General features: G+C 63.6%; 21 protein-coding genes. 5 read left to right on the top strand and 16 right to left on the bottom strand.

Translation table 11 applies throughout. The features are described 5' to 3' along the window. Positions 1-17 precede the first annotated feature (17 nt). Positions 18-1022, top strand: a complete 1005-nt coding sequence (locus NO877_RS13515) for an AI-2E family transporter (protein ID WP_256396877.1) — start codon at positions 18-20, stop codon at positions 1020-1022. On the opposite strand, the gene NO877_RS13510 is transcribed toward NO877_RS13515, so the two are convergent. Further along, a complete protein-coding gene (locus NO877_RS13510; protein WP_256396876.1) occupies positions 1019-1762 on the bottom strand; it encodes a DUF2797 domain-containing protein in 744 nt (247 codons plus the stop codon). The genes NO877_RS13515 and NO877_RS13510 overlap by 4 nt on opposite strands. A gap of 160 nt (positions 1763-1922) precedes the next feature. Here NO877_RS13510 and NO877_RS13505 point away from each other — a divergent pair, with 160 nt between their 5' ends. Continuing rightward, positions 1923-3464: a glutamate-cysteine ligase family protein gene (locus NO877_RS13505; protein WP_256396875.1), complete on the top strand. Its 1542-nt coding sequence runs from the start codon at positions 1923-1925 to the stop codon at positions 3462-3464. Between the two features lie 48 nt (positions 3465-3512). Here the strand turns inward: NO877_RS13505 and cmk are convergent, their stop codons facing one another. Further along, the gene (gene cmk / locus NO877_RS13500) at positions 3513-4148 is read right to left on the bottom strand and encodes a (d)CMP kinase (protein ID WP_256396874.1); all 636 of its coding nucleotides are present in this window, start codon (positions 4146-4148) and stop codon (positions 3513-3515) included. Positions 4149-4362: 214 nt separating this feature from the next. Between cmk and trkA the strand changes: the two genes are divergently transcribed. Continuing rightward, positions 4363-5700, top strand: coding sequence for a Trk system potassium transporter TrkA (gene trkA / locus NO877_RS13495; RefSeq protein ID WP_256396941.1), 1338 nt, complete (start codon positions 4363-4365; stop codon positions 5698-5700). Between the two features lie 21 nt (positions 5701-5721). On the opposite strand, the gene NO877_RS13490 is transcribed toward trkA, so the two are convergent. The 5 genes from NO877_RS13490 to gatC all read right to left on the bottom strand — a co-directional run bounded on the left by NO877_RS13490 (position 5722) and on the right by gatC (position 11520). Next, entirely contained in the window at positions 5722-6714 is a 993-nt protein-coding gene (locus NO877_RS13490) for a ribonucleotide-diphosphate reductase subunit beta (RefSeq protein ID WP_256396873.1), read from the bottom strand. Between the two features lie 49 nt (positions 6715-6763). Continuing rightward, entirely contained in the window at positions 6764-9196 is a 2433-nt protein-coding gene (locus tag NO877_RS13485; protein WP_256396872.1) for a ribonucleoside-diphosphate reductase subunit alpha, read from the bottom strand. Further along, the gene (nrdR, locus tag NO877_RS13480) at positions 9193-9684 is read right to left on the bottom strand and encodes a transcriptional regulator NrdR (RefSeq protein ID WP_256396871.1); all 492 of its coding nucleotides are present in this window, start codon (positions 9682-9684) and stop codon (positions 9193-9195) included. The genes NO877_RS13485 and nrdR overlap by 4 nt, the downstream gene beginning before the upstream one ends. A gap of 235 nt (positions 9685-9919) precedes the next feature. Beyond that, positions 9920-11245 (bottom strand): Asp-tRNA(Asn)/Glu-tRNA(Gln) amidotransferase subunit GatA, encoded by a 1326-nt coding sequence (gene gatA / locus NO877_RS13475; RefSeq protein WP_256396870.1) that lies wholly within the window; start codon positions 11243-11245, stop codon positions 9920-9922. After that, positions 11242-11520 carry an Asp-tRNA(Asn)/Glu-tRNA(Gln) amidotransferase subunit GatC gene (gene gatC, locus NO877_RS13470; protein ID WP_256396869.1) on the bottom strand — a complete coding sequence of 93 codons (279 nt, stop codon included), beginning with the start codon at positions 11518-11520 and terminating at the stop codon, positions 11242-11244. The genes gatA and gatC overlap by 4 nt, the downstream gene beginning before the upstream one ends. Before the next feature lie 345 nt (positions 11521-11865). On the opposite strand from gatC, the gene NO877_RS13465 reads away from it, so the two are divergent. Beyond that, complete coding sequence (locus NO877_RS13465) at positions 11866-12852, top strand: transcription initiation factor IIB (RefSeq protein ID WP_256396940.1); 987 nt, start codon at positions 11866-11868, stop codon at positions 12850-12852. A gap of 182 nt (positions 12853-13034) precedes the next feature. Here the strand turns inward: NO877_RS13465 and NO877_RS13460 are convergent, their stop codons facing one another. The 3 genes from NO877_RS13460 to NO877_RS13450 form a co-directional block, all read right to left on the bottom strand. Continuing rightward, on the bottom strand, positions 13035-14156 hold the full coding sequence (locus NO877_RS13460; RefSeq protein WP_256396868.1) for an AI-2E family transporter: 1122 nt from the start codon (positions 14154-14156) through the stop codon (positions 13035-13037). Between the two features lie 186 nt (positions 14157-14342). Then, positions 14343-14747 (bottom strand): DUF5518 domain-containing protein, encoded by a 405-nt coding sequence (locus tag NO877_RS13455; protein ID WP_256396867.1) that lies wholly within the window; start codon positions 14745-14747, stop codon positions 14343-14345. 74 nt (positions 14748-14821) lie between these two features. After that, the gene (locus NO877_RS13450) at positions 14822-15445 is read right to left on the bottom strand and encodes a GAP family protein (RefSeq protein ID WP_379827243.1); all 624 of its coding nucleotides are present in this window, start codon (positions 15443-15445) and stop codon (positions 14822-14824) included. Positions 15446-15700: 255 nt separating this feature from the next. Between NO877_RS13450 and NO877_RS13445 the strand changes: the two genes are divergently transcribed. After that, a complete protein-coding gene (locus NO877_RS13445; protein WP_256396865.1) occupies positions 15701-16177 on the top strand; it encodes an NUDIX domain-containing protein in 477 nt (158 codons plus the stop codon). Positions 16178-16193: 16 nt separating this feature from the next. On the opposite strand, the gene NO877_RS13440 is transcribed toward NO877_RS13445, so the two are convergent. From NO877_RS13440 to NO877_RS13415, 6 genes are all read right to left on the bottom strand, one after another. Continuing rightward, positions 16194-16586 carry a DUF8147 domain-containing protein gene (locus NO877_RS13440; RefSeq protein ID WP_256396864.1) on the bottom strand — a complete coding sequence of 131 codons (393 nt, stop codon included), beginning with the start codon at positions 16584-16586 and terminating at the stop codon, positions 16194-16196. 220 nt (positions 16587-16806) lie between these two features. Continuing rightward, a complete protein-coding gene (locus NO877_RS13435; protein WP_256396863.1) occupies positions 16807-17031 on the bottom strand; it encodes a DUF8106 domain-containing protein in 225 nt (74 codons plus the stop codon). 123 nt (positions 17032-17154) lie between these two features. After that, positions 17155-17514 carry a DsrE family protein gene (locus tag NO877_RS13430; RefSeq protein WP_256396862.1) on the bottom strand — a complete coding sequence of 120 codons (360 nt, stop codon included), beginning with the start codon at positions 17512-17514 and terminating at the stop codon, positions 17155-17157. Positions 17515-17557: 43 nt separating this feature from the next. Beyond that, on the bottom strand, positions 17558-18709 hold the full coding sequence (locus tag NO877_RS13425) for an asparagine synthase C-terminal domain-containing protein (RefSeq protein ID WP_256396861.1): 1152 nt from the start codon (positions 18707-18709) through the stop codon (positions 17558-17560). Beyond that, on the bottom strand, positions 18706-19392 hold the full coding sequence (locus NO877_RS13420) for a PHP domain-containing protein (protein ID WP_256396860.1): 687 nt from the start codon (positions 19390-19392) through the stop codon (positions 18706-18708). Before NO877_RS13420 ends, NO877_RS13425 begins: the two co-directional genes overlap by 4 nt. Positions 19393-19427: 35 nt before the next feature. Further along, a complete protein-coding gene (locus NO877_RS13415; protein ID WP_256396859.1) occupies positions 19428-19634 on the bottom strand; it encodes a hypothetical protein in 207 nt (68 codons plus the stop codon). Positions 19635-19637 lie beyond the last annotated feature (3 nt).

Here is a 19637-nt window from a genome sequence, read left to right as displayed (position 1 = left end):
CACCGACTAGCCACTCCATGAACGCCCAACGCGGCGTCCTGCTGCTGTTGATCGCTGCCCTGTTGTTCCTCTCGTTTCAACTGGTACAGCCGTATCTCTCCTTTGTCATCGGGGCCGTGTTGCTCGCCTACGTGCTCGCCCCGCTGCAGACGCGGCTCGAAGCCCGAGTCCGGTCGACGACTGCTGCCGCCCTCCTGGTGGTCGCGGTGACGCTGGCGCTCTTGGTCCCGTTCGTCGGGCTCTCCGTTCGGGTCGCCGGTGAGGCGGTAACGATCGCGCGGGAGCTCGCCGCCGACGACGTGGCCGCCGGACTCCAAGCGCCGGAGGCGTGGCTCAACGAGCGGCTCGCTCGGGACATCGACCTCTCGGCGGAGATCGCCGCCCGACTGGAGGGCCTCGGCGAGACGGTCCTCGGCACCGCACCGGATCTGGTCGCCTCGCTGACCCACCTCACGATCGGCCTCGGACTTTCGGTGTTTCTGTTGTTCTATCTGCTCCGGGACGGCAACCGGCTGGTCGAGTGGCTCCAGGCGATCACCCCGCTGCCCCAGTCGGTCCAGGAGACCCTCTATGCCCGGCTCGACAGCATGACGCGGGCGGTCCTGCTGGGCCACGTGCTCGTCGCCATCATTCAGGGCGGGATCGCGGGGCTCGGGCTGCTGGTCGTCGGCATCTCCAACGTCCTGTTCTGGACAGTCATCATGATCCTCCTGGCGCTGCTGCCGTTCATCGGGGCATTCTTAGTCTGGGGTCCGGCCGCCGTTTGGCTCGTCTCGACCGGTCAGACCCTCGCTGGCGTATTTTTGTTCATTTACGGCACGATCGTCGTCGGCGTCTCCGACGAATATCTCCGGCCGGTGATCGTCGACCGGTATGCGAACATCAGCCCGGCGGTGATCGTCATCGGCGTCATCGGTGGCCTCTCGGCGTTCGGTGTGATGGGGCTGTTCATCGGCCCGATCATCGTCGGCGCGCTCAAAGCCTCCCTTGAGGTGTTCGACGAACAGTACGACCGTCTTTAAAAAGAGCCGAGGCTGGACTGGAGTTCGCGCCGCTGTCGGTCCTCGGTGACCTCGTAGCCGACCAGTTCCCGCAGATCGACCGCGTACGTCGAGCCGCCGCGATCCAACACCAACAGCCGCCCCTTCGTTCCCCGAACGGTCCCGGTCGCCATCGTCTCGTCGACCGGCTGGCTGTCGAGAGCGAGCCCGTAGTCGAAACTGAACGTCTCGAGTGGTTCAAATTCATCCAGGAGGGCCTCCCATGCGTCAGTGTCGACCGACTGGCCGAGTCCCGATAGCTTGGTCGGCACGCGTACCCGATCCGGAATTTCCTCGGCGATCTCGGCCTCCAGGCGGCGGGCGATCCGCCCGTCGTCGACGGTTCGGATGTGGGCGGCTCGATCCGCGCCCTGTTCGCGGAGCCGGGTGTCAAGCCGCCATTCCTTGGTGACGCCGACTTTGAACTGATCGGGCGCGAAGGCGGCGAGATAAACCGCGTGATCGTCGAAACAGTCCATCTCGTCTTTGAGACAGGTTCCGGTACACCGGGCACAGACCCACGTATGCTGGTGGTCCGGGCAGTAGGGCGCAGTCGGGTTCTCGCAGACGATGTGGGTGTCGTCGTGGATCGTTCCCGCGCAGTGCCGCCTGCCGAGAGTGTATTCGAGTTCGCTCCCCGATTCGAGGTCGCGGTAGCTGAGCCCCTCGCTGTCGCTCAGCAGTAGCCCGCCCTCTGCCGAATCGTAGCCCACGATCTGCACACGTCTCCTACACGGCGGGCGAATAAATCCGTGTCCATCCGGTGGTAGCCGTCGCCTACACTCGCTTCGCGGCTCCGTAGGCGGTGACTACCCGGCCCGACGAACTCATCGACTGCCGCCCCCGACAGGTCTATCTAACTGGATTGCGACCGTCAGGGAAATGACGCAATCGACGTTTCTCGATCTCGTGCGGAAATCGCTGTCGGCGGAGACGGCCGCCGAGTTCGAACGGCGGGTCGACGAGCAGGCCGAGCGGTTGCGTGCGGCGATCACCGACGGCGATCTCGATTCGCCCGATTTCGGGATCGGCATGGAACTCGAAGTGTACGCCACCGACGAGGAGGGAACCCTCACTCGGCTCCCGAAATCCGTCTTCGAGGCCGACTGCGAGAAGGAACTCGGGCTCCACAACGCCGAACTCAACACCTCACCCGACCGCCTGACGGAGGCCGGGATCGAATCGCAGGCCGAGCAACTCCGGGCGAGCGTCGCGTCGACGCGGGAGGCTGCCCGCGAGGAGAACTGCGAGATCGTCCTGGATGCGATGTGGTCGGTGCCGCCCGCCGAGGGGACCCACGCGTACTTCGACGACATCGACCGCGAAGACGGCGTTCTCATTGCGAACAACATGGCCCACTCCCCGCGCTACAGCGCGATCGACACCGAAATCTTAGAGGAGTGCGGCGGCAGCGTCTCGCTGTCGGTTCCTGGAGCCGAGGTGTCGGTCCCGACGATCCTCGTCGAATCGCTCACGAGTTCGATCCAGCCCCACCTCCAGGTTCCCGACACGGCGACGTTCCCGGAGGCCTACAACGCTGCCATTGCCACCCTCGGACCGGTGCTCGCGCTGTCGACCAACTCACCGCTGCTGCCGGTCGACTGCTACGACGTCGACGACCCCGAGGCGCTCCTCGACGAAACGCACCACGAGCTCCGGATCGACGTCTTCGAGCAGTCGATTAATGGGGCCTGGGAGAAGGTCCGGTTCCCCGACAAGCTCGGTGAACCGACCGATGTCGTCGACTTCCTCGTGGACGATCCGACCGTCGCACCGTTCCTCCGGGAGTGGCTGGCCGACGGGCCACGGGAGACGTTCGCCGACGACTACTGGGAACTCGACCACAAACGGGGGACCTACTGGCGGTGGCTTCGGGCGGTGACCGGCGGCCAGCCGGTCGGCGACGGCGACGAACGGTCGCTCCGCATCGAGTACCGCCCGATCCCGACCCAGCCGACCGTCGACGACATCGTCGGCCTCCAGTGTCTCGTGACGGGGCTCGTCCGTGGCCTCCTCGTGACCGATCACCCTGCCAAAACGCTCGATCAGTCGACCGCCGAAACGGCCTTTTATAACGCCGTGAGGGAGGGAATCGACGCGGAGTTGGCGTGGATCACTGCCGACGGCGAGGAGACGACCGATTCGGCGACGATTTATAAAGAAGTCTTCGAGTATGCCCGCCGCGGACTCCGCGAACAGGGAGTCAGTGAGTCGGTGATCGAGCGGTATCTCGGCCCGATTGAGGCGCGATGGGGCCAGCGACGGACGCCCAGCGGGTGGAAACTCGATCAGGTTCGGTCCTCGATTGCGGGCGGGGCGTCGTTCCCCGAGGCCGTCCGCGAGATGCAGCAGACTTACGCCGCGTTGTCGGCGACGGGGACACCGTTCGCCGAGTGGGACGAGGCGACCGTTCGGTCGCGGTAGTCGGCGGCTACTGCGACCGCTCACTCTGTGAGACCAGTAGTCGGTGCTTTAGACGTCGACCGGGGGCGTATCGAAGGCCCCTTCGTCGGTCTCGCGGTCGTAGGTTTCGATCGCGGCCCGGACGAGCTGGAAGACGCCCTCCTTGTCCCAGCGGGCGGTGTTGATCTGGAGATCGTAGAACTCCCGGTCGTCGACGTCGATATCGTAGTACGACTGGTAGCGACCGGCCTCACTGACCTCCCGGACCCGCATTTCGGCTTCGGTCTCGATCCGGCCGTCGATCCGTTCGAGCCGGACCGATTCGGGCGCATCGAGCCAGAGCCGAAGATCGGCGTGTTCTCCGGCGAGCCAGCCCGCTAAGCGCGATTCGAGAATGAACGGTTTGTCGGCTTGGCCCCACTTTTCGGCGATCGACTGGAGCCGCTCGTCGAGGGCGCGGTCGATCGAATCCGACGTATCGGCCTCGGCGATCTGTTGGTTGAGGCTGAACCCCTTTTCGTCGGCGAGTTCCCGGAAGATATCGCCGCCCGACACGTAGGGGCAGTCCAGCGCCGCGGCGAGCCGATTACACAGTGTCGTCGCCCCACAGCCCGGCGGCCCCGAGACCGTGATCAGCAGGTCGGTGTCGATCCTCGTTTCGGCCACATCGCTCGCAGTGAGGTGGGATGTATCATTATTGGTCATGTGAGTTGGCTCTCAGGTTCGTGTGAACGACTGTTATGTTCATCGGTTCGGGCCGGTCGTGCCGGTGTCTCCGACTGGTCGTTCAGAGATGGTTCGCTCCCACAAATCAGAAAGAGCGACTCGCGTTTCCTCCCCATCTGGACACCGCCCCATGAGCGATGCGAAACAATATACCGGACGGGAAGCAATGCGGCCCTATGAGAGGGATGGTGTTGTGAGAGTCCTCATCGTGGGCGCAGGGCAGGTCGGCGAGAGTATTGCCGCGGATCTGGCCGGGAGCCACGACGTAACCGTCGTCGACGCGCGGCAGGACCGCGCCGAAGAGCTCGCGTTTTCCTACGACGTGCTGACAGTCGCCGGTGACGGCACCGAAACGAGCGTGCTCGAAGAGGCCGGGATCGAAGACGCAGACATGGTGATCGCCAGCACCGACGACGACGAGACCAACATCGTCGTCTGTTCGACCGCCGCCGCACTCGGCGATGCGTTCACCATCGCCCGGATCAAACAGACCAAATATCTCGACACCTGGGAGCGATCCGAACGGGCCTTCGGCGTCGACTACATGGTCTGTACGAACCTGCTGACTGCCCAGTCGATCGTCCGCGTAGTCGGGCTGCCCGCCGCGGTGGACGTCGACCCCTTCGCCGGAGGGCGGGTCCAGATGGCCGAATTCGAGATCAGCGAGGCGTGTCCGGTCGCCGACCAGACGATCCAGGAGGCCGACCGTTACGACTCGCTGACGTTCGCGGCGCTGATCCGCGACGACGACGTTGTCGTCCCCGATGGGACAACTGTTATCGAGGCTGGCGACCGGGTGGTCGTCATCGGGAGCCCCCAGAGCGTCCACAACTTCGCCGATGCGCTGGCCCCGAACCATTCGACAGGCAGCGACGAGGAGGTCGCCATCATCGGCGGCAGCGAGATCGGCTACCACGTCGCCCGCCTGCTGGGCGAGCGTGGCTTCCGCCCGCGGCTGATCGAACAGGACCCCAGCCGGGCCCGCGAACTCGCCGAAGAACTCCCGAAAACGACCGTCATGGAATCGGATGCGACCGACATCGAGTTCCTAGAACGCGAACACATCGGCGATGCGGATATCGTCGTCGCCGCACTCGAAAGCGATGAGAAGAACCTCCTGGTGTCGCTTCTGGCCCAGCGGCTCGGCACCGACCGGACTGTCGCCATTATCGACACCCCATCCTACGTCGAACTGTTCGAAACGGTCGGCATCGACGTGGCGATCAATCCGCGTGTGGTCGTCGCCGAGGAGATCACCCGACTGACACAGTCCAGCAAGGCCGAAAACGTCGCCCTCATCGAGACCGACAAGGCCGAAGTCATCGAGGTCGAGATCGACGACGACAGCGTCCTGGCTGGCCGACCGATCCGTGAGTCGGCGGCTGACCTCCCCGATGGGGTCGTCATCGGCGCAATCACGCGGAAAAACAGGTTCGTGACGCCCCGCGGAGATACGGAGATCCACCCCGGCGATCACGTCGTCGTCTTCGTCGACGCCGAGGCCATCGAGGAAACGACCGCAAAACTCTGAGAGCAGCGATGGCTGCCGAGGCTACCAGTCGAGACTCCCGCCGCTTTGGTACTCGGTGACCTGCGTCTCGAAGAAGTTCTTCTCCTTGTTGAGGTCGACCTGTTCGGAGAGCCACGGGAATGGGTTCTCGCGGCCGTACTGTTCGGGCAGCTCAAGCTGGCCGAGTCGGCGGTCGGCGATGTGTTCGACGTACTCGGCGAACTGTTCGGGGTTCATCCCGAGAATATCGTCGGGACAGGCCTCGTAGGCATAGACCTTCTCCAGTTCCACAGCCTCGGTGATCAGGTCGATGACTTCCTGGCCGAACTCGTCGGTCCAGACACCCGGCTGTTCGGTTCGGATCTGGTTGATGAGATCGACGCCGAAGCCGACGTGGAGCGATTCGTCCCGCATGATGTACTCGAACTGCTGGCCAATGCCGACCATCTTCTGTTGGCGTTTCAGCGCGAGCATCATCGCGAAGCCCGCATAGAAGAAGATTCCCTCCATAATCACGTAGAAACCGACGAGATCGCGGAGCAACGCCCGCACGTCGTCGCCCGTGTCGATAGTGAAGTCGGGGCGGTTGATCGCCCGCGTGAGATCGACGACGAACTCGTCTTTCTCCTCGATGGACGGCACGCGGTCGTACATCCCATAGAGGTAGTCGGGGTCGAAGCCGAGGGAATCACAGCAGTAGATGAACGTATCCGTGTGGATCGCCTCCTCGTAGGCCTGTCGCAGGAGGTACTGCCGACACTCCGGGGCGGTGACGTACTCGTAGAGTGCCAACACGATGTTGTTGGCCGTCAGCGACTCAGCGGTCGAAAAGAACCCGAGGTTCCACTCGATGAGCTGGCGTTCGGCCGCCGAGAGCGCCTCGCCCTCCCACTGGCTGATGTCGTCCTGCATGGGGATCTCCTCGGGTACCCAGTTGTTGTTGACGCCCGCCGTGTAGTACTCGCGGGCCCAGTCGTAGTCGATCGGGAGGATCTTGTTCGGGTCGTGTTCGGCGTCGGTGTTGAGAATTGGCATGGATCTGGTGGTTGCTGTGATGATGTGATTTCGGTCGTGGTCGACAGCGTTACTGGCAGGCCTCGCAGGTCGGATCGTCGACGCGACAGAGTTCGTCGTCGGCGACGCCACCGTCTGCGGCGGCCTCGCCCGACTGGTCGTCGTCTCGATGCTGGGTCTTGCCGTATTCGGCCATATCCAGCGTCGATTTCTCGATCTGTGAGGCTCCGAGCGTCCGCAGGTAGTAGGTCGTCTTCAGGCCGAGTCGCCACGCCGTTGTATAGACGTCGTCCAGGAGCGATCCGTCGGTCGAGGGGAAAAAGACGTTATGCGAGACCGACTGGTCGATCCACGTCTGTCGGTGGGCGGTCAGCCGCAGTTGGTGGCGCGGGTCGATCTCGAAGGCCCCGCGGTACAGCCGCTTGATTTCGTCGGGGATCTCGTCGATCTCCTGGATCGAGCCGTCGTGGTACTTGATCCGGTCGACCAGCTCGTCGTCCCAGAGGTCGAGGTCCTGGAGGGCTTCGACCAGCTGGTCGTTGATGATCGTGAACTCGCCGGACATGTTGGATTTGACATAGAGGTTCGAGTAGATCGGCTCGATGGAGGGTGTCGTCCCGTTGATCGTCGAGATCGTTGCGGTCGGCGCGATAGCCATCGTATTCGAGTTCCGCATGCCGTGCTCGGCGATCTGCTCGCGGACGACGTACCAATCGAGGGTTTCCTCGCGGTCGGTCGGGATCTCGCGGTCGCGTTCGGCTTCGAGCCGGTCGACCGTGTCCTGTGGGAGCAGTCCGCGATCCCACTTCGATCCCTCGTAGGAGGGGTAGGCACCCCGCTCGGCGGCGAGTTTCGAGGAGTTGAGGATCGCGTGGTAGGAGACGAACTCCTGCCATCGGTTGGCCTTTTCAATGGCTTGCTCGGAGTCCATCGGGACACCCTGCTGCATAAGCGCGTCGTGGAAGCCCATGACACCGAGCCCGATCGGCCGGTGTTGGCGGTTCGAGGCTTCGGCCTCGTCGGTCGGATAGAAACAGAGGTCGACGACGTTGTCGAGCATCCGCATCGCCGTTTCGATCGTCTCGGCGAGGTGGTCCCGATTCAGCTGGCCGTCCTCGGTGTGGGTCGCGAGATTGACGCTGCCGAGGTTGCAGACGGCGTGTTCGTCCTGACTCGTGTTGAGCGTGATCTCCGTACAGAGGTTCGAGGAGTGGACCGTCCCGACGTGGTCCTGTGGTGACCGGATGTTGCAGGGGTCTTTGAACGTCAGCCATGGGTGGCCCGTCTCGAAGAGCCGTGTCAACATCTGCCGCCAGAGATCGGCAGCATCGACGCGTTCGTACTGCCGCAGGTCGCCGTTGTCGGCCTGTCGCTCGTACTCGCAGTACTGCTCCTCGAAGGCCGATCCCGACAGCTCGTGGAGTTCGGGGACCTCGTCGGGACTAAACAGCGTCCACTCCTCGCCCGCCTCGACGCGCTTCATAAAGAGATCCGGAATCCAGGAGGCGATGTTCATATCCGGGGTTCGGCGGCGCTCATCGCCCGTGTTGCGCTTGAGATCGATAAACGCCGGGTAGTCGAGATGCCAGCAGGCGAGATACGCACACGCCGCCCCACGACGCTTCCCCGAGCGGTTGATCGCGGCAGTCACGTCGTTGCTGATCCGGAGGAACGGAACCACCCCGGTGGACTCGACGCCGGTCGACTCGATCAGCGCGCCGGAGGCCCGGAGGTTCGTCCAGTCGTTACCGAGGCCACCGCTCCACTTCGAGAGCTGGGCGTGGTGTTTGTACGAGTCGAAGATGTCTTCGAGGTCGTCTTGAGCGGTCGTCAGGTAACACGACGACAGCTGTGGGTGGGTCGATCCGCTGTGGAACAGCGTGGGCGTCGAGGGCGTAAACTCCAGTTTCGAGAGCACGTCGTAGAACTCTTTGGCGCGCCGCTGGGGGTCGTCCTCGTTCAGCGCGAGGCCCATCGCCACGCGCATCCAGAAGGCCTGCGGGAGTTCGAGATGCTCGCCGTTTTCCTCGGTTTTGAGGAAGTACCGCTGATAGAGCGTCTCCATCGCCATATACTCGAATTTTTCGTCCCGGTCCGGTTCGAGGTAGTCGGCGAGGGCACCGAGGTCGAACTGATCGAGGAGGCGCTCGTCGAGCAGCTCCAGGTCGACCGCTCGTTCGAGGTTGTCGACGAACGTCTCCCTGTAGCGGCGGTCCAACTCGTAGCCGGTCAGTTCCTCGCCGAACAGTTCGTACTGGTAGCGCTGGCGGAAGACCGCCGCGGCCAGTCGTTTGAAGCCGGGGTCGCGTTCGACGCGGGCGGTGAGTGCCTGGATGACCGCCTGATAGGTCTCGTCGGCTGTCGCGCCGTCGTAGAGCGTGCGGTTGATTTCGGTCGTAAGCGTTTCGCGCTCCTCGTCGGAGACGAGCGGGTCGGTGTCTGTACAGGCGCGGTCGAGAATCGACCGCACGGCCGGGGCTGTCGTCGTAGCGTTCTGAGTCATGATGTGTTCGTCTCGGGTCCACCGTGATCGTCGAGTTCGGCATCGAGCACCGCGTCCAGTTCGCGGCGAAACTCCTCGGGCTCCGAGAACGCCTTATAAACGGATACGAACCGGATGTAGGCGACGCCGTCGACCGCTCTGAGTCGCTCGGAGACGAGATCGCCGATCAGCTCGGAGGCGACGATCTGTGTGTTTCGCTCCTGGAGTTCGGCTTCGGTCGCGTCGACGATCTCGGAGACGGCCGACTCGTCGACGGGGCGTTTTTCGACTGCTCGCTCGATCCCGCCGCGGAGCTTCTCGCGGCTGAACGGCTCGATGCTGCCGTCGCGTTTCTTGACCTGGAGGGCGTCCCACATGGGGCGTTCGTACGTCGTAAATCGGAATGAACACCGTTGGCACTCGCGTCGCCGCCGAACAGACAGGTCGGATTCGTGCGGTTCGGTGTCGATGACGTGCGTGTGCTCGTGACCACAGTCGGGGCAGTGCATAGATGTCACTCGTCGACCCTCCAGCTTGTCACCCCTGTATATGGGGGCTTGGGTAGTGGAACCCAATATGTGGTGTTCAGGATTCCCTAATAAAGCTTACCCAATTAGGTTGGACTAATTCAATTATACTTGATTTAGGCGGCGGTACTGAAACCACTGTGGGATTAGGGCGAGCACTGCTGTTGGAGCAGTGGGATCGAGAAAAGCAGCCGACTGCGTGAACGAATGCTATCTGTTACTGTTCTGCTGCACTCGCCGCGCGGATGATCGTCTCCTCGCCGAATTTGGGGCCGATGAGCTGCAGGCCGACCGGCAGTCCGTCGACCTCGCCCGCCGGGACCGAGATCGCGGGCAGATTGGCGAGGTTGACCGGCACCGTGTTGGCGTCCATCAGGTAGAGCTGCAAGGGGTCGTCGAGACTCTCACCGAGGGTTGGCGGTGTGACGGGCATCGTTGGCGACGCGAGAACGTCGACATCCTCGAAGGCCTCGTCGAAGTCCTGTTTGACCCACGCTCGGGCGTCCTGGGCCTTTTTATAGTATTTGTCGTGGTAGCCTGCCGAGAGCGCGTAGGTGCCGAGGAGGATGCGGCGTTTGACTTCGGGGCCGAAGCCTTCCTCACGGACCGCCGCAAAGGCGTCGTTCCAGTTGCCCTCGTGGTCGCCCTCGGGACCGTAGCGAACGCCGTCGAACCGCGCGAGGTTCGAGGAGGCTTCCGACATGGCGATCACGTAGTAGGCCTGAACGGCGTGTTCCAGCGAGTCCAGCGAAACTTCGGTGATCTCCGCGCCTTGGGCTTCGAGTTCGTCGAGTGACGCCTCGAAGGTCTCGACGACATCGTCGTCGGCTCCCTCGATGAGGTCGGTGATGATGCCGACAGTGAGCCCGTCGACATCGCCGTGGGCGGCCGCGGCGTAGTCTGAATCCGCGCCGCCGTCGTTAGTCGTCGCATCGCGGTCGTCGGGGCCCGAAATCACATCGAGCAGCAGGGCGGCGTCTTCGACCGTCGTTGCCAGCGGGCCGACCTGCTCTAAGCTGTTGGCGTAGGCGACGATCCCGTACCGTGAGACCAGCCCGTAGGTCGGTTTGATGCCGACGACGCCGCAGAACGCCGCGGGGTTGCGGACCGAGCCACCCGTATCCGTCCCGAGTGCGAGGTCGGCCTCACCAGCGGCGACGGCGGCGGCCGAGCCACCCGAGGACCCACCGGGAACGTGGTCGGTATCGACCGGGTTCTCGACGGGGCCGAACGCCGAGGTTTCGGTGGTGCCGCCCATCCCGAACTCGTCCATATTGGTCTTGCCGTTGAGGGTGCCGCCCGCCTCCAGGACCCGGTCGACCACGGTCGCGTTGTACGGCGGGACGTAGTCGGCGAGCATCGCCGAGCCGCAGGTCGTCCGGACACCGTCGGTCGAGATGTTGTCCTTGATGGCGACCGTCTTGCCCGCGAGGGGCCCCTCGCCGTCTCCCTCGACGCTGGCGTCGGTGATGAAAGCGTTGTGGGTGTCGTCGCTAGGGCCGTCGTGCGCGTCGTCGGTGGGACTGCTGTGGTCGCTGCTCATGAGACGGTCGGTCCTTTGAAGAACCCGTCCTCGGTTTCGGGGGCGTTTCGAAGGGCCTCCTCCTGTGTGAGCCCGTCGTGGACCTCGTCGGGCCGCATCACGTTGACGAGTTCGGGCTCGGAGTCTATTTCGGGCACCTCGTCGAGGGCCTCGAAGTAGTCCAGGATGTCGGCGAACTGCTCGCTGAACTCCGCCAGTTCCGCATCGTCGAGGTCGACCCGAGCGAGGTCGGCGACGTGCCGTACCTCCTCGGGGTCGACGGGCGAATCGCTCATATTTACCCCGAACCGCGGCCCGTGAGTAAGGGTTTCGGTCCCTCTCGCGACAGCCGACGACTCTCGCTTACTGGTCGGATCGAGAGTGTATTGACGGAGAATATGTGCGCTGGTACCACCCCGATCGGCTGGGCGCAACAATCAAACCAAGACGCCGGTAGCCGAACGTAAAACCGCCCGCAGCAATCGGGGGTATTGTTAATGATCTATACCCCGGCGCTGTCGTGCTATTTTCGCAATCTTTGGAGGTGGTTTTTTAAGGTAGTTTTAAGTTATTTCAGTGCGTGAATATTGATGCAGAACGACCTGTGGGGGAGACCCATCTGTCCCACGATCAATCAAATCATGACTGATAACGTCCGTACGTTTACCGACGAGCACACCCGACAGCGCGACCGATCGACCGAACGGTCGGCCGACTCCGAGGAGACGCTTCGCTGTCCGGAATGTGAGGGCCACCTCACGACCGACACCGAACACGGTGAGACGGTGTGTGCAGACTGTGGGCTCGTCGTCGAGGAGGACGAGATAGATCACGGCCCCGAGTGGCGTGCCTTCGATAGCAACGAGAAGGACCAGAAGTCCCGTGTCGGCGCGCCGACGACCAACATGATGCACGACAAGGGCCTGAGTACGAACATCGGCTGGCAGGATCGGGATGCCTACGGCAAATCCCTGTCGTCGCGGCAGCGACAGAAGATGCAGCGGCTCCGCACCTGGAACGAGCGGTTCCGCACCCGCGACTCGAAAGAGCGCAATCTCAAGCAGGCCCTCGGCGAGATCGACCGGATGGCAAGCGCCCTTGGACTCCCGGACAACGTCCGGGAGACCGCCTCCGTAATCTATCGTCGGGCACTCGACGAGGATTTACTGCCGGGTCGCTCCATCGAGGGCGTCTCGACGGCATCGCTGTACGCGGCGGCCCGGCAGGCAGGCACCCCGCGAAGTCTCGACGAAGTAACGAGTGTCTCGCGGGTCGACAAAGACGAGATCGCCCGCACCTACCGGTATATCGCCCGCGAGCTCTCCCTCGAAATCAAGCCAGCCGACCCCGAGCAGTACGTCCCGCGGTTCGCCTCGGATCTCGAACTGAGCGACGAGGCCGAGCGTCGCGCTCGCGAACTGCTGTCGACCGCCAAAGCCCAGGGCGTCCACAGCGGGAAGTCGCCGGTCGGCCTCGCCGCCGCCGGGGTGTATGCGGCCTCACTGTTGACCAACCAGAAGGTCACCCAGAGTCAGGTCAGCGAGGTCGCCAACATCTCCGAGGTCACGATCCGCAACCGCTACCACGAACTGCTCGAAGCCGATCAGGGGACGCAGTCGGTCGCCTAACGCGGTTTTTCGTTTCTGCGAGTCCGCCAGTAATCCTGTGGCAGTGACGACCACCCCGATCTCCTCGAACAGCACCTCGTCGACTCTCTGTTCGGGCGATTCGAGGACACTCCGTGTTCCGTGATTGATCTCCCTGCTACTGGCTTGCGGTTGTACGCGCTGGCTACGTCGTAGCCATGCGATCACGGCTCCGGATCGCTGTGGGTGGCTCCAGGATCACCGTCGTCGACATCAACGTCGACAGCGGGGGGTTGTGAGCTACCGTTCTCGTCTCGGGGCTCGTCGGCCGCAGGTGTCTCGGAGGACTCCCGGACCAACATCTCGACGAGGAGTTTGGTCACGCCGAGGACGATCGGGCCGACAAAGAGGCCGACGAACCCGAACAGCGCGATCCCGCCGAAGATACCGAGGATCGTCAAGACGGGACTGAGTTGGGCCCCACGTCGCATGACCATCGGTCGGAGGATGTTGTCGACCGTGCTGATGACGACCGCGCCGAAGACCAACAGCGCGACGGCGGCCACGAGCCGATCGACGATGAGGAAATAGACCACGGCCGGAAGCCAGATGATCGAGGCCCCGACGAGCGGCAGCAGGGCCGCGACGAACGTCACGACCGTCCAGAAGACGACGTTCTGAATCCCGAGGAGGACGAACACGATCCCGAGGAGGATCGCCTGCACCCCGGCGACCGCCACCGTCCCGACCAGCGAGTTGTAGAGCAGTAGGTTGATTTCGTCAAATAACTCCTCTCTGATTTCGGGGGTAAGCGGGAGTACGGTGCGGAGCCACGCCACCGTCCGGTCGCCGTCCTTGAGCAGATAGTAGACGACGAAAAACATCACCGTGATCCCGATGAAGAGTTCCGGAAGCCCACCGACAATACTGAAGACGTTGCCGACGACGCCCTGCGCACCCGACGAAATCGCTCCCGACAGCGTCTCCTGGAGGTCCGTTACGTCGACCATCAGGCCAAAGCGGTCGGCGATCAGGTCGTCGATCCGGAAGACGATCTGCGGGTCGAACCCGGCAATGAGTCGGCGCGTCTGGTTGGCGGCGACACCGAGGACCACGAGCACCGGAAGCACGATCGCGAACAGGCCGATAGTGATCGAAATCCCCGCCGAGAAGCTGGGCGGGAGTCGCCGAGAGAGTCGCCGATCCAGCGGCGCGAGCACATAGGCGAGGACCACAGCGACGAGAATCCAGTTGAGAAATGGGAGGACGATCAGCGCAGAGACTGCTCCGGCGAGCAGTCCGACGACGAGCAGAAACCGACGCGAACGCCTCGCATCAGTGCTCATCGTGTGGTGAGACTCCGCTCAGTGAGTCCCAAGCAATGCGCCGAGGGTCGACTCCGTACTATCATCGGGACGACATTGGGCGTGGAGCGGCAAGGGGGTAGTTGGCGACTGTGTCGACAGTCTGCCGATAGAATAAGGGACGGAACTGATTGTGATGGAACAACAGACGGTACGACAACGGTGGATCTACGCCCGCGTGCCCACAGATTCGGGGGCAGTCCGTCGGTCCTTCAGCCACGAGCCGAGCGCACCACCGAGTGCGCCGGGGATGGCGTGGAAGGCGACCATGAGGACGCCGAAGCCGAGCACGCCGAGCGACAGCACCACGCCGCCGAACAGCAGGGTCGTGACCGTAGCGACCGCGAGCAGGACGACCGATCCCAAGACGGTTGCGAGCCCGCCGTGGATCGCGCCCGATCCGATCTTCCCACCAACGATGTATCCGGCAGCGAGGCCGCCGAGAATCCCGATCACACCCCAGTAGCTGAGCGCGCCAGTGGCCGCCGATCCCGTGTACAGGAGACCGCTGATGAACCCGAGGGCGAGCGTTACAACGAAGCCGATGAGGACGGCCGACCAGTTAATCTTCATAATCAATTAGGTAGTACGCTGTCAGCGGTATTAACCGTCTCTTCACAGCCGACGGAGTATCCGGGTGACTGGAGTCACCCCAGCAGATTGCTGAGTACCAGCCCGATAAAGAAGACGATCACGACTTCGTTGACGACCCACGCGTTCGTCGTCATCCAGTTGCGGACCTCCGGAAGGAACGCCTCGGCGCGCTCACCGAAGGCTACGAGGACGAGCGCGGGGAGTGCCAAGACAAGGAGCGTGAGGAAGACGAACGGCAGGGCGTCGACCCACGGTGCACCGGTGGCGGCGAGATAGGAGCCGACAGCAACCGATGTGAGCAGATTGGTTGGAAAAAAGCCCAACAAGAGAAACCCGAGGCGGACGGAAAACCGCGGGCTAGCAGTTCCCAATTTGCCCATCCACTCGGGCGGTTCGGCTTCATGTCTGGTCCGGTAGGTGTCGACCATCGCAACCAGCAACACGACGAGGATGATCGCGTTGAGTGTCGTGTTCGACGCACCCAGTCCAATGGCCTCAATGCCGAGGACGTAGGCGATCGTAACCACAAGCGCGATTGAGAGCCCGGCCCCGGCGACGAACGCCGCGGAGTTGCGCCGCCAGTCCTCGCCGGTCGACAGAAAGATCGCACTCAGGATCTGGGGCCCGGCGACCATGACGACCACCAGCGGCAGGACATCGAACAGGCTCGGAGCGATAGGGATAAACTACGCGTAGAGCGGCCTAAATCTTTGTCAGGGCTACGATCCGGTTTGGACAGAACACCCCGACAGACAATCGGAGAGGTCAAAAATCAGTTCGCAGTGCTCGCCGAGGACAGCGATGGCGGACGCCGCCGACGAACTACCTGCCTGACTACGACGATATCGCAGCCGCTACTCTTTTTTAAGGCTCCCGTGACCGTGTGATAGCCGAATAGGTAGCTTTGAATGAGCCGTCCCGCTACGGCTCGTATGGAGACGACCCGCCATTTCACGTCGACGGTGTATATCGTCAACAGGGGTGCGACTGCGCTCCACCACCACGATCGGCTCGGCATTCGGGTTCCGCCCGGCGGCCACGTCGACCGCGACGAACTCCCACACGAGGCTGGCATCCGCGAGGTCCAGGAGGAAACCGGCCTCGAACCGAGCCTCCTGCGGGAGACCGCAGCCATCGACGCCCCGGCTGGCGAGGTGCTGCCGCAGCCCGCCCACATGATGCTGTACGATATCAATATTCACACTGACGGGACCGTGGGCCACCAGCACATCGACCACGTCTATTTTGCGGCAGTCGACAGTCGCGCCATCGACCCCGCCGACGGCGAAGCAGCGGCGGCTGTCTGGGAGTGGTATACCGCCGACGAACTGCGGGCGAGTGAGATCGATTCGGATACGGTTGAGATCGGCTGTGAGGCGATTGCGGCGGTCGTTGAGGCGGATTTGTAACCTGTCGACCGGCCCATCAGTTGATTTCGGATGTGGCCGTAGTGGGGTCGAGCGTGGTCGGTCCACGGAGGTACCCCACGACCGCGGCCACGAGACCGACGACCACGGCGACGCCCATGCTGAGGACGACGCCGACGCCGAGAGCCCCAAGGCCGATGACGGCGAGGAGGAAGCCGACTCCGAAGCCAGCCAGCCCGCTGGCGATGTGACGCAGTCGCCGGTCGGCTCCCCCGCTCAGTCCGAACGTCACCGCTGCCGCGGCGGCCGTACCGGCGACGATCCCCGCGGGGAGACCGACGAACAGCGAGAACTCGATCCACGCGCTGGCGAGTTCGGTGACAGCCACGCCGACGGCGAGGAAGACTGCGAGACCGGCTGCAAGCGCGTAAACGAGTGGTTTGAGTGTCATTGCTTCTCTGCTGTAGTATTGTCTGCTAACGAGATATAGACAGCGTCCGTTTCTCATGTCGAGAGAACCCGACTCCCGAGCCCGCTGTCTGTACGGAGTCGCCCGCGAAGTTAGTTGGACACGGCTCTTGCTCAAAATACGCATATACGGCTTGCTGGAGCGTTCCGTGGCGTCGTTGCTGTCGGTCGGCTCGGCGTAGCCGTCCCACAAACACCAACGCTCAGTCAGCATTGCTGAACTGTAGTCCCCCCTCGTGTCGGGTCGTTAGCTCCGAGCCATCCCGCCGTGAGTCGATGATCGTCTCACAGTTCGGACACTCGTAGTCGACCGAACTCGCGTTGAGATGGATGACCCACTCGCCGTTGATCCGGCTGGCAAATCCGCAGTTGGGACAGTAGAGCATCGCCTTCGGGGACCGCTGAGAGAAGACTGTCGTAGCACTCATTCTCCCTTTTTAAGTGCCGGATAGGGATAAGGGTGTGTCTCCCTGTCGGTATCTAAACTACGCCGTCTCCTGGAACCCCCAGAATGATCAGCGAACGCCGACCAAGCGGGCAGCCACTCGGCGTTAGGGAAGCTTGAGGTAGTCGGTGCCGCCCTGTTGGACCCGGACGACCTCGGCGACGCCGGAGTGGACGATACTGACGCCGTCGACGACCGCCTCGGGATCGTGGCCGAACCGTGACAGCGAGTTCGAGCAGGCGGCGACGGTGACACCCGCCTCGACCATCTTTCGGATCTTGTAGGCCTCCGGCGAGGACTCCAGGAGGAACTGGACGCCCGGCCCCGTGATGACGACTTCGAGTGCCTCCGGCGGGGTCGGCACCGACTCGTCGCCGACGAGGTTCTGGAGGTTCCGCAGTGCCATCTGCCATTTGCTTACTTCGTCGGTCGAGATGTGGACAACGGTCCCCTGCTGTGTACTCATAGGTCCACCTCTCCCTCCGGTCGAAAATATCCTGTGACTGACGTTACGACGACAAGAGCAGCGACCGGATATACTGGCCGACGTGGTCGTCCATCCGTCGTTTATATCCCGCCTGCCGGGCCAGCCGGTCGAGTTCGCGGCTGACGTAGCTGCCGTACTGGACGGCCTTCTTGTCGGTCGAGGCCACTAACTCGGGCAATACGCCCTCCCGTCGTGCGAACGCCCGCAGCGCGATTTTGCGCTCCTCGCCGCTCGCCAGTCGTTCGCCGGGCAGTCGCAAGGCGGCATCGACGACGCGGTCCTGGAGGAACGGCGTCACCGGCTCGACGCCCACGGCCTGCAATCCACAGACGTCGCGTTCGAGTTGATCGGGGAGGCTGGTGATCGTCTCCCGAACCGCCCCGCGGACCGTCTCGGCCTCGACGCGGTGGTCGTCGCTCGGGTCGACGACCTTTGAATAGCCCCCAAAGAGTTCGTCCGCACCCTGTCCGAGCGCAAGTCGGTCGTAGCCGTCCTCGACGGCACGTTCGGCCACAAGCAGGAGCGGCAGCGCGATCGAGACGTCCATCGGGTTCGTCCGATTGATGGCGTCGGCAACACGTGGCACCGCCTCCTGGAGCCTCGCGTGGTCGAGTTCGATCACGTGGAGGTCCGCTGTGCGACCCATCGCGTCGGCTGCCTCGCGTGCGGCGGCGATGTCGTGGCTCCCCTCGAAGCCGATGACGTACAACGGCGCATCGGGGAGTCCGGCAGCAACGAGTGCGGAGTCGATGCCGCCTGAAAAGGCGACTGCGGTGTCGGTCGGCCGGTCGGCTCCGTCGAGTCCCAGTGCGTCGGTGAGTGCCTCGGAGACAGCCGCCTGAGCCGTCTCGGGACTATCGGCAGGCGGCTCTGGGAGTTCGAGCCGCTGGCTGTCGCCCTCGACTGTCCGCACGGCACCCGGTGGAACCACTGCTGGCGTCTCCAGTTCGGTCGGTGCGAACGCCCACGCACCCTCGGCGACCGGATCGACAGCATCCGCGTCGGTATAAATCGGCTGTCGACCCAACACGTCGCGGACGATTTGTCCGTCGACCACGCCGCCGAAGCCGCCCATATCACCGGGGCCACGGCCGCTGGCACCCGGGAGCGGATCGGCGTCGGCGAGTGTGGCCCGAACCACCGACAGACTCCCACCGCGGAGCGTCTCAGTCATTTAAAAAACTCCGAGAGGGCGCGTTGGATGCGTCGTTTCGCGCCGCCGCCGAACTGTCGGAGGCTGACGCGCCAGGGGGTTCGTTGGCCGATCACGCTGGTCCGGCCGTGACGGATCGCCTCCAGGATCGCCTCGGGGGTGCGGTCGTCGGCTCCGACCTCGGTGATCGCTTGGCCGACCAGCTCCGAGATGTGGGCGTCGCTCCCGGCGGTCATCGGCAGCCCGCGCTCGATGGCGAACCGTTCGGCCTGTCGGTTCGACCGCCCCGTGAACAGCCGGGAGTTGTACACTTCGATGGCGTCGGCGCTCGCCAGCTGGTCCTCGGTCACGTGGGGGGCGACACCGTGGCGCGACTTCTGGAAGGGATGGGGAATCACGGCGATCCCGCCCTGATCGTGGATGCGTTCGAGCGTTTCGTCGTAGGAGAGTCCGGGTGGAATCAGCTCTTCGATGCCGAAGGCAAGAATGTGGCCCGCGGCACTGGAGACCTCCATCCCGACGATGCCGATCAGGCCGTGGTCGGCGGCGACCTCGGCGGCCTCGATGGAGGCGTCAATCTCGTCGTGGTCGGTGACTGCGAGGGCGTCGAGTCCCACCGCCGCCGCCTGCTCGACGAGCAGCTCGACCGGATCGCGGCCGTCATGCGAGAGCGCCGAATGGGAATGGAGCTCGACCGTTAACACGGTCGACTCCTACGAGAGGTGAGTAATAAAGGCTCTCAGTCGTGGCTGGGGTCGGGCGACTCTCGGAAGCTCGGCGCGACAATGAGGATCGTCACGAGCGCGGCGAAGACGACCGCTCCACCGTAGATGACCGGCAGCGGGTCGCCAGCGGAAAGGCCGTGTTGGATCTCGGATGCGATAGCGACGACACCGACAAGCGCGAGGGCGATGCCCGCGCCACCCCACTTGATATACTCGTTCATATC

Origin of the sequence: Halohasta litorea (genome assembly GCF_024494645.1) — an archaeon.
Classification (GTDB): Archaea; Halobacteriota; Halobacteria; order Halobacteriales; family Haloferacaceae; genus Halohasta; species Halohasta litorea.
Note: the sequence above shows the minus strand (reverse complement) of the source record. Positions and strands in the feature narration are given on the sequence as shown.

Excerpts from the sequence above, each read along its gene's own strand:
- NO877_RS13515 (WP_256396877.1), top strand. The coding sequence starts at position 18 with ATGAACGCCCAACGCGGCGTCCTGCTGCTGTTGATCGCTGCCCTGTTG.
- NO877_RS13505 (WP_256396875.1), top strand. The coding sequence starts at position 1,923 with ATGACGCAATCGACGTTTCTCGATCTCGTGCGGAAATCGCTGTCGGCG.
- cmk (WP_256396874.1), bottom strand. The coding sequence starts at position 4,148 with ATGACCAATAATGATACATCCCACCTCACTGCGAGCGATGTGGCCGAA.
- NO877_RS13490 (WP_256396873.1), bottom strand. The coding sequence starts at position 6,714 with ATGCCAATTCTCAACACCGACGCCGAACACGACCCGAACAAGATCCTC.
- NO877_RS13485 (WP_256396872.1), bottom strand. The coding sequence starts at position 9,196 with ATGACTCAGAACGCTACGACGACAGCCCCGGCCGTGCGGTCGATTCTC.
- nrdR (WP_256396871.1), bottom strand. The coding sequence starts at position 9,684 with ATGCACTGCCCCGACTGTGGTCACGAGCACACGCACGTCATCGACACC.
- gatA (WP_256396870.1), bottom strand. The coding sequence starts at position 11,245 with ATGAGCAGCGACCACAGCAGTCCCACCGACGACGCGCACGACGGCCCT.
- gatC (WP_256396869.1), bottom strand. The coding sequence starts at position 11,520 with ATGAGCGATTCGCCCGTCGACCCCGAGGAGGTACGGCACGTCGCCGAC.
- NO877_RS13465 (WP_256396940.1), top strand. The coding sequence starts at position 11,866 with ATGACTGATAACGTCCGTACGTTTACCGACGAGCACACCCGACAGCGC.
- NO877_RS13460 (WP_256396868.1), bottom strand. The coding sequence starts at position 14,156 with ATGAGCACTGATGCGAGGCGTTCGCGTCGGTTTCTGCTCGTCGTCGGA.
- NO877_RS13455 (WP_256396867.1), bottom strand. The coding sequence starts at position 14,747 with ATGAAGATTAACTGGTCGGCCGTCCTCATCGGCTTCGTTGTAACGCTC.
- NO877_RS13445 (WP_256396865.1), top strand. The coding sequence starts at position 15,701 with ATGGAGACGACCCGCCATTTCACGTCGACGGTGTATATCGTCAACAGG.
- NO877_RS13440 (WP_256396864.1), bottom strand. The coding sequence starts at position 16,586 with ATGACACTCAAACCACTCGTTTACGCGCTTGCAGCCGGTCTCGCAGTC.
- NO877_RS13435 (WP_256396863.1), bottom strand. The coding sequence starts at position 17,031 with ATGAGTGCTACGACAGTCTTCTCTCAGCGGTCCCCGAAGGCGATGCTC.
- NO877_RS13430 (WP_256396862.1), bottom strand. The coding sequence starts at position 17,514 with ATGAGTACACAGCAGGGGACCGTTGTCCACATCTCGACCGACGAAGTA.
- NO877_RS13425 (WP_256396861.1), bottom strand. The coding sequence starts at position 18,709 with ATGACTGAGACGCTCCGCGGTGGGAGTCTGTCGGTGGTTCGGGCCACA.
- NO877_RS13415 (WP_256396859.1), bottom strand. The coding sequence starts at position 19,634 with ATGAACGAGTATATCAAGTGGGGTGGCGCGGGCATCGCCCTCGCGCTT.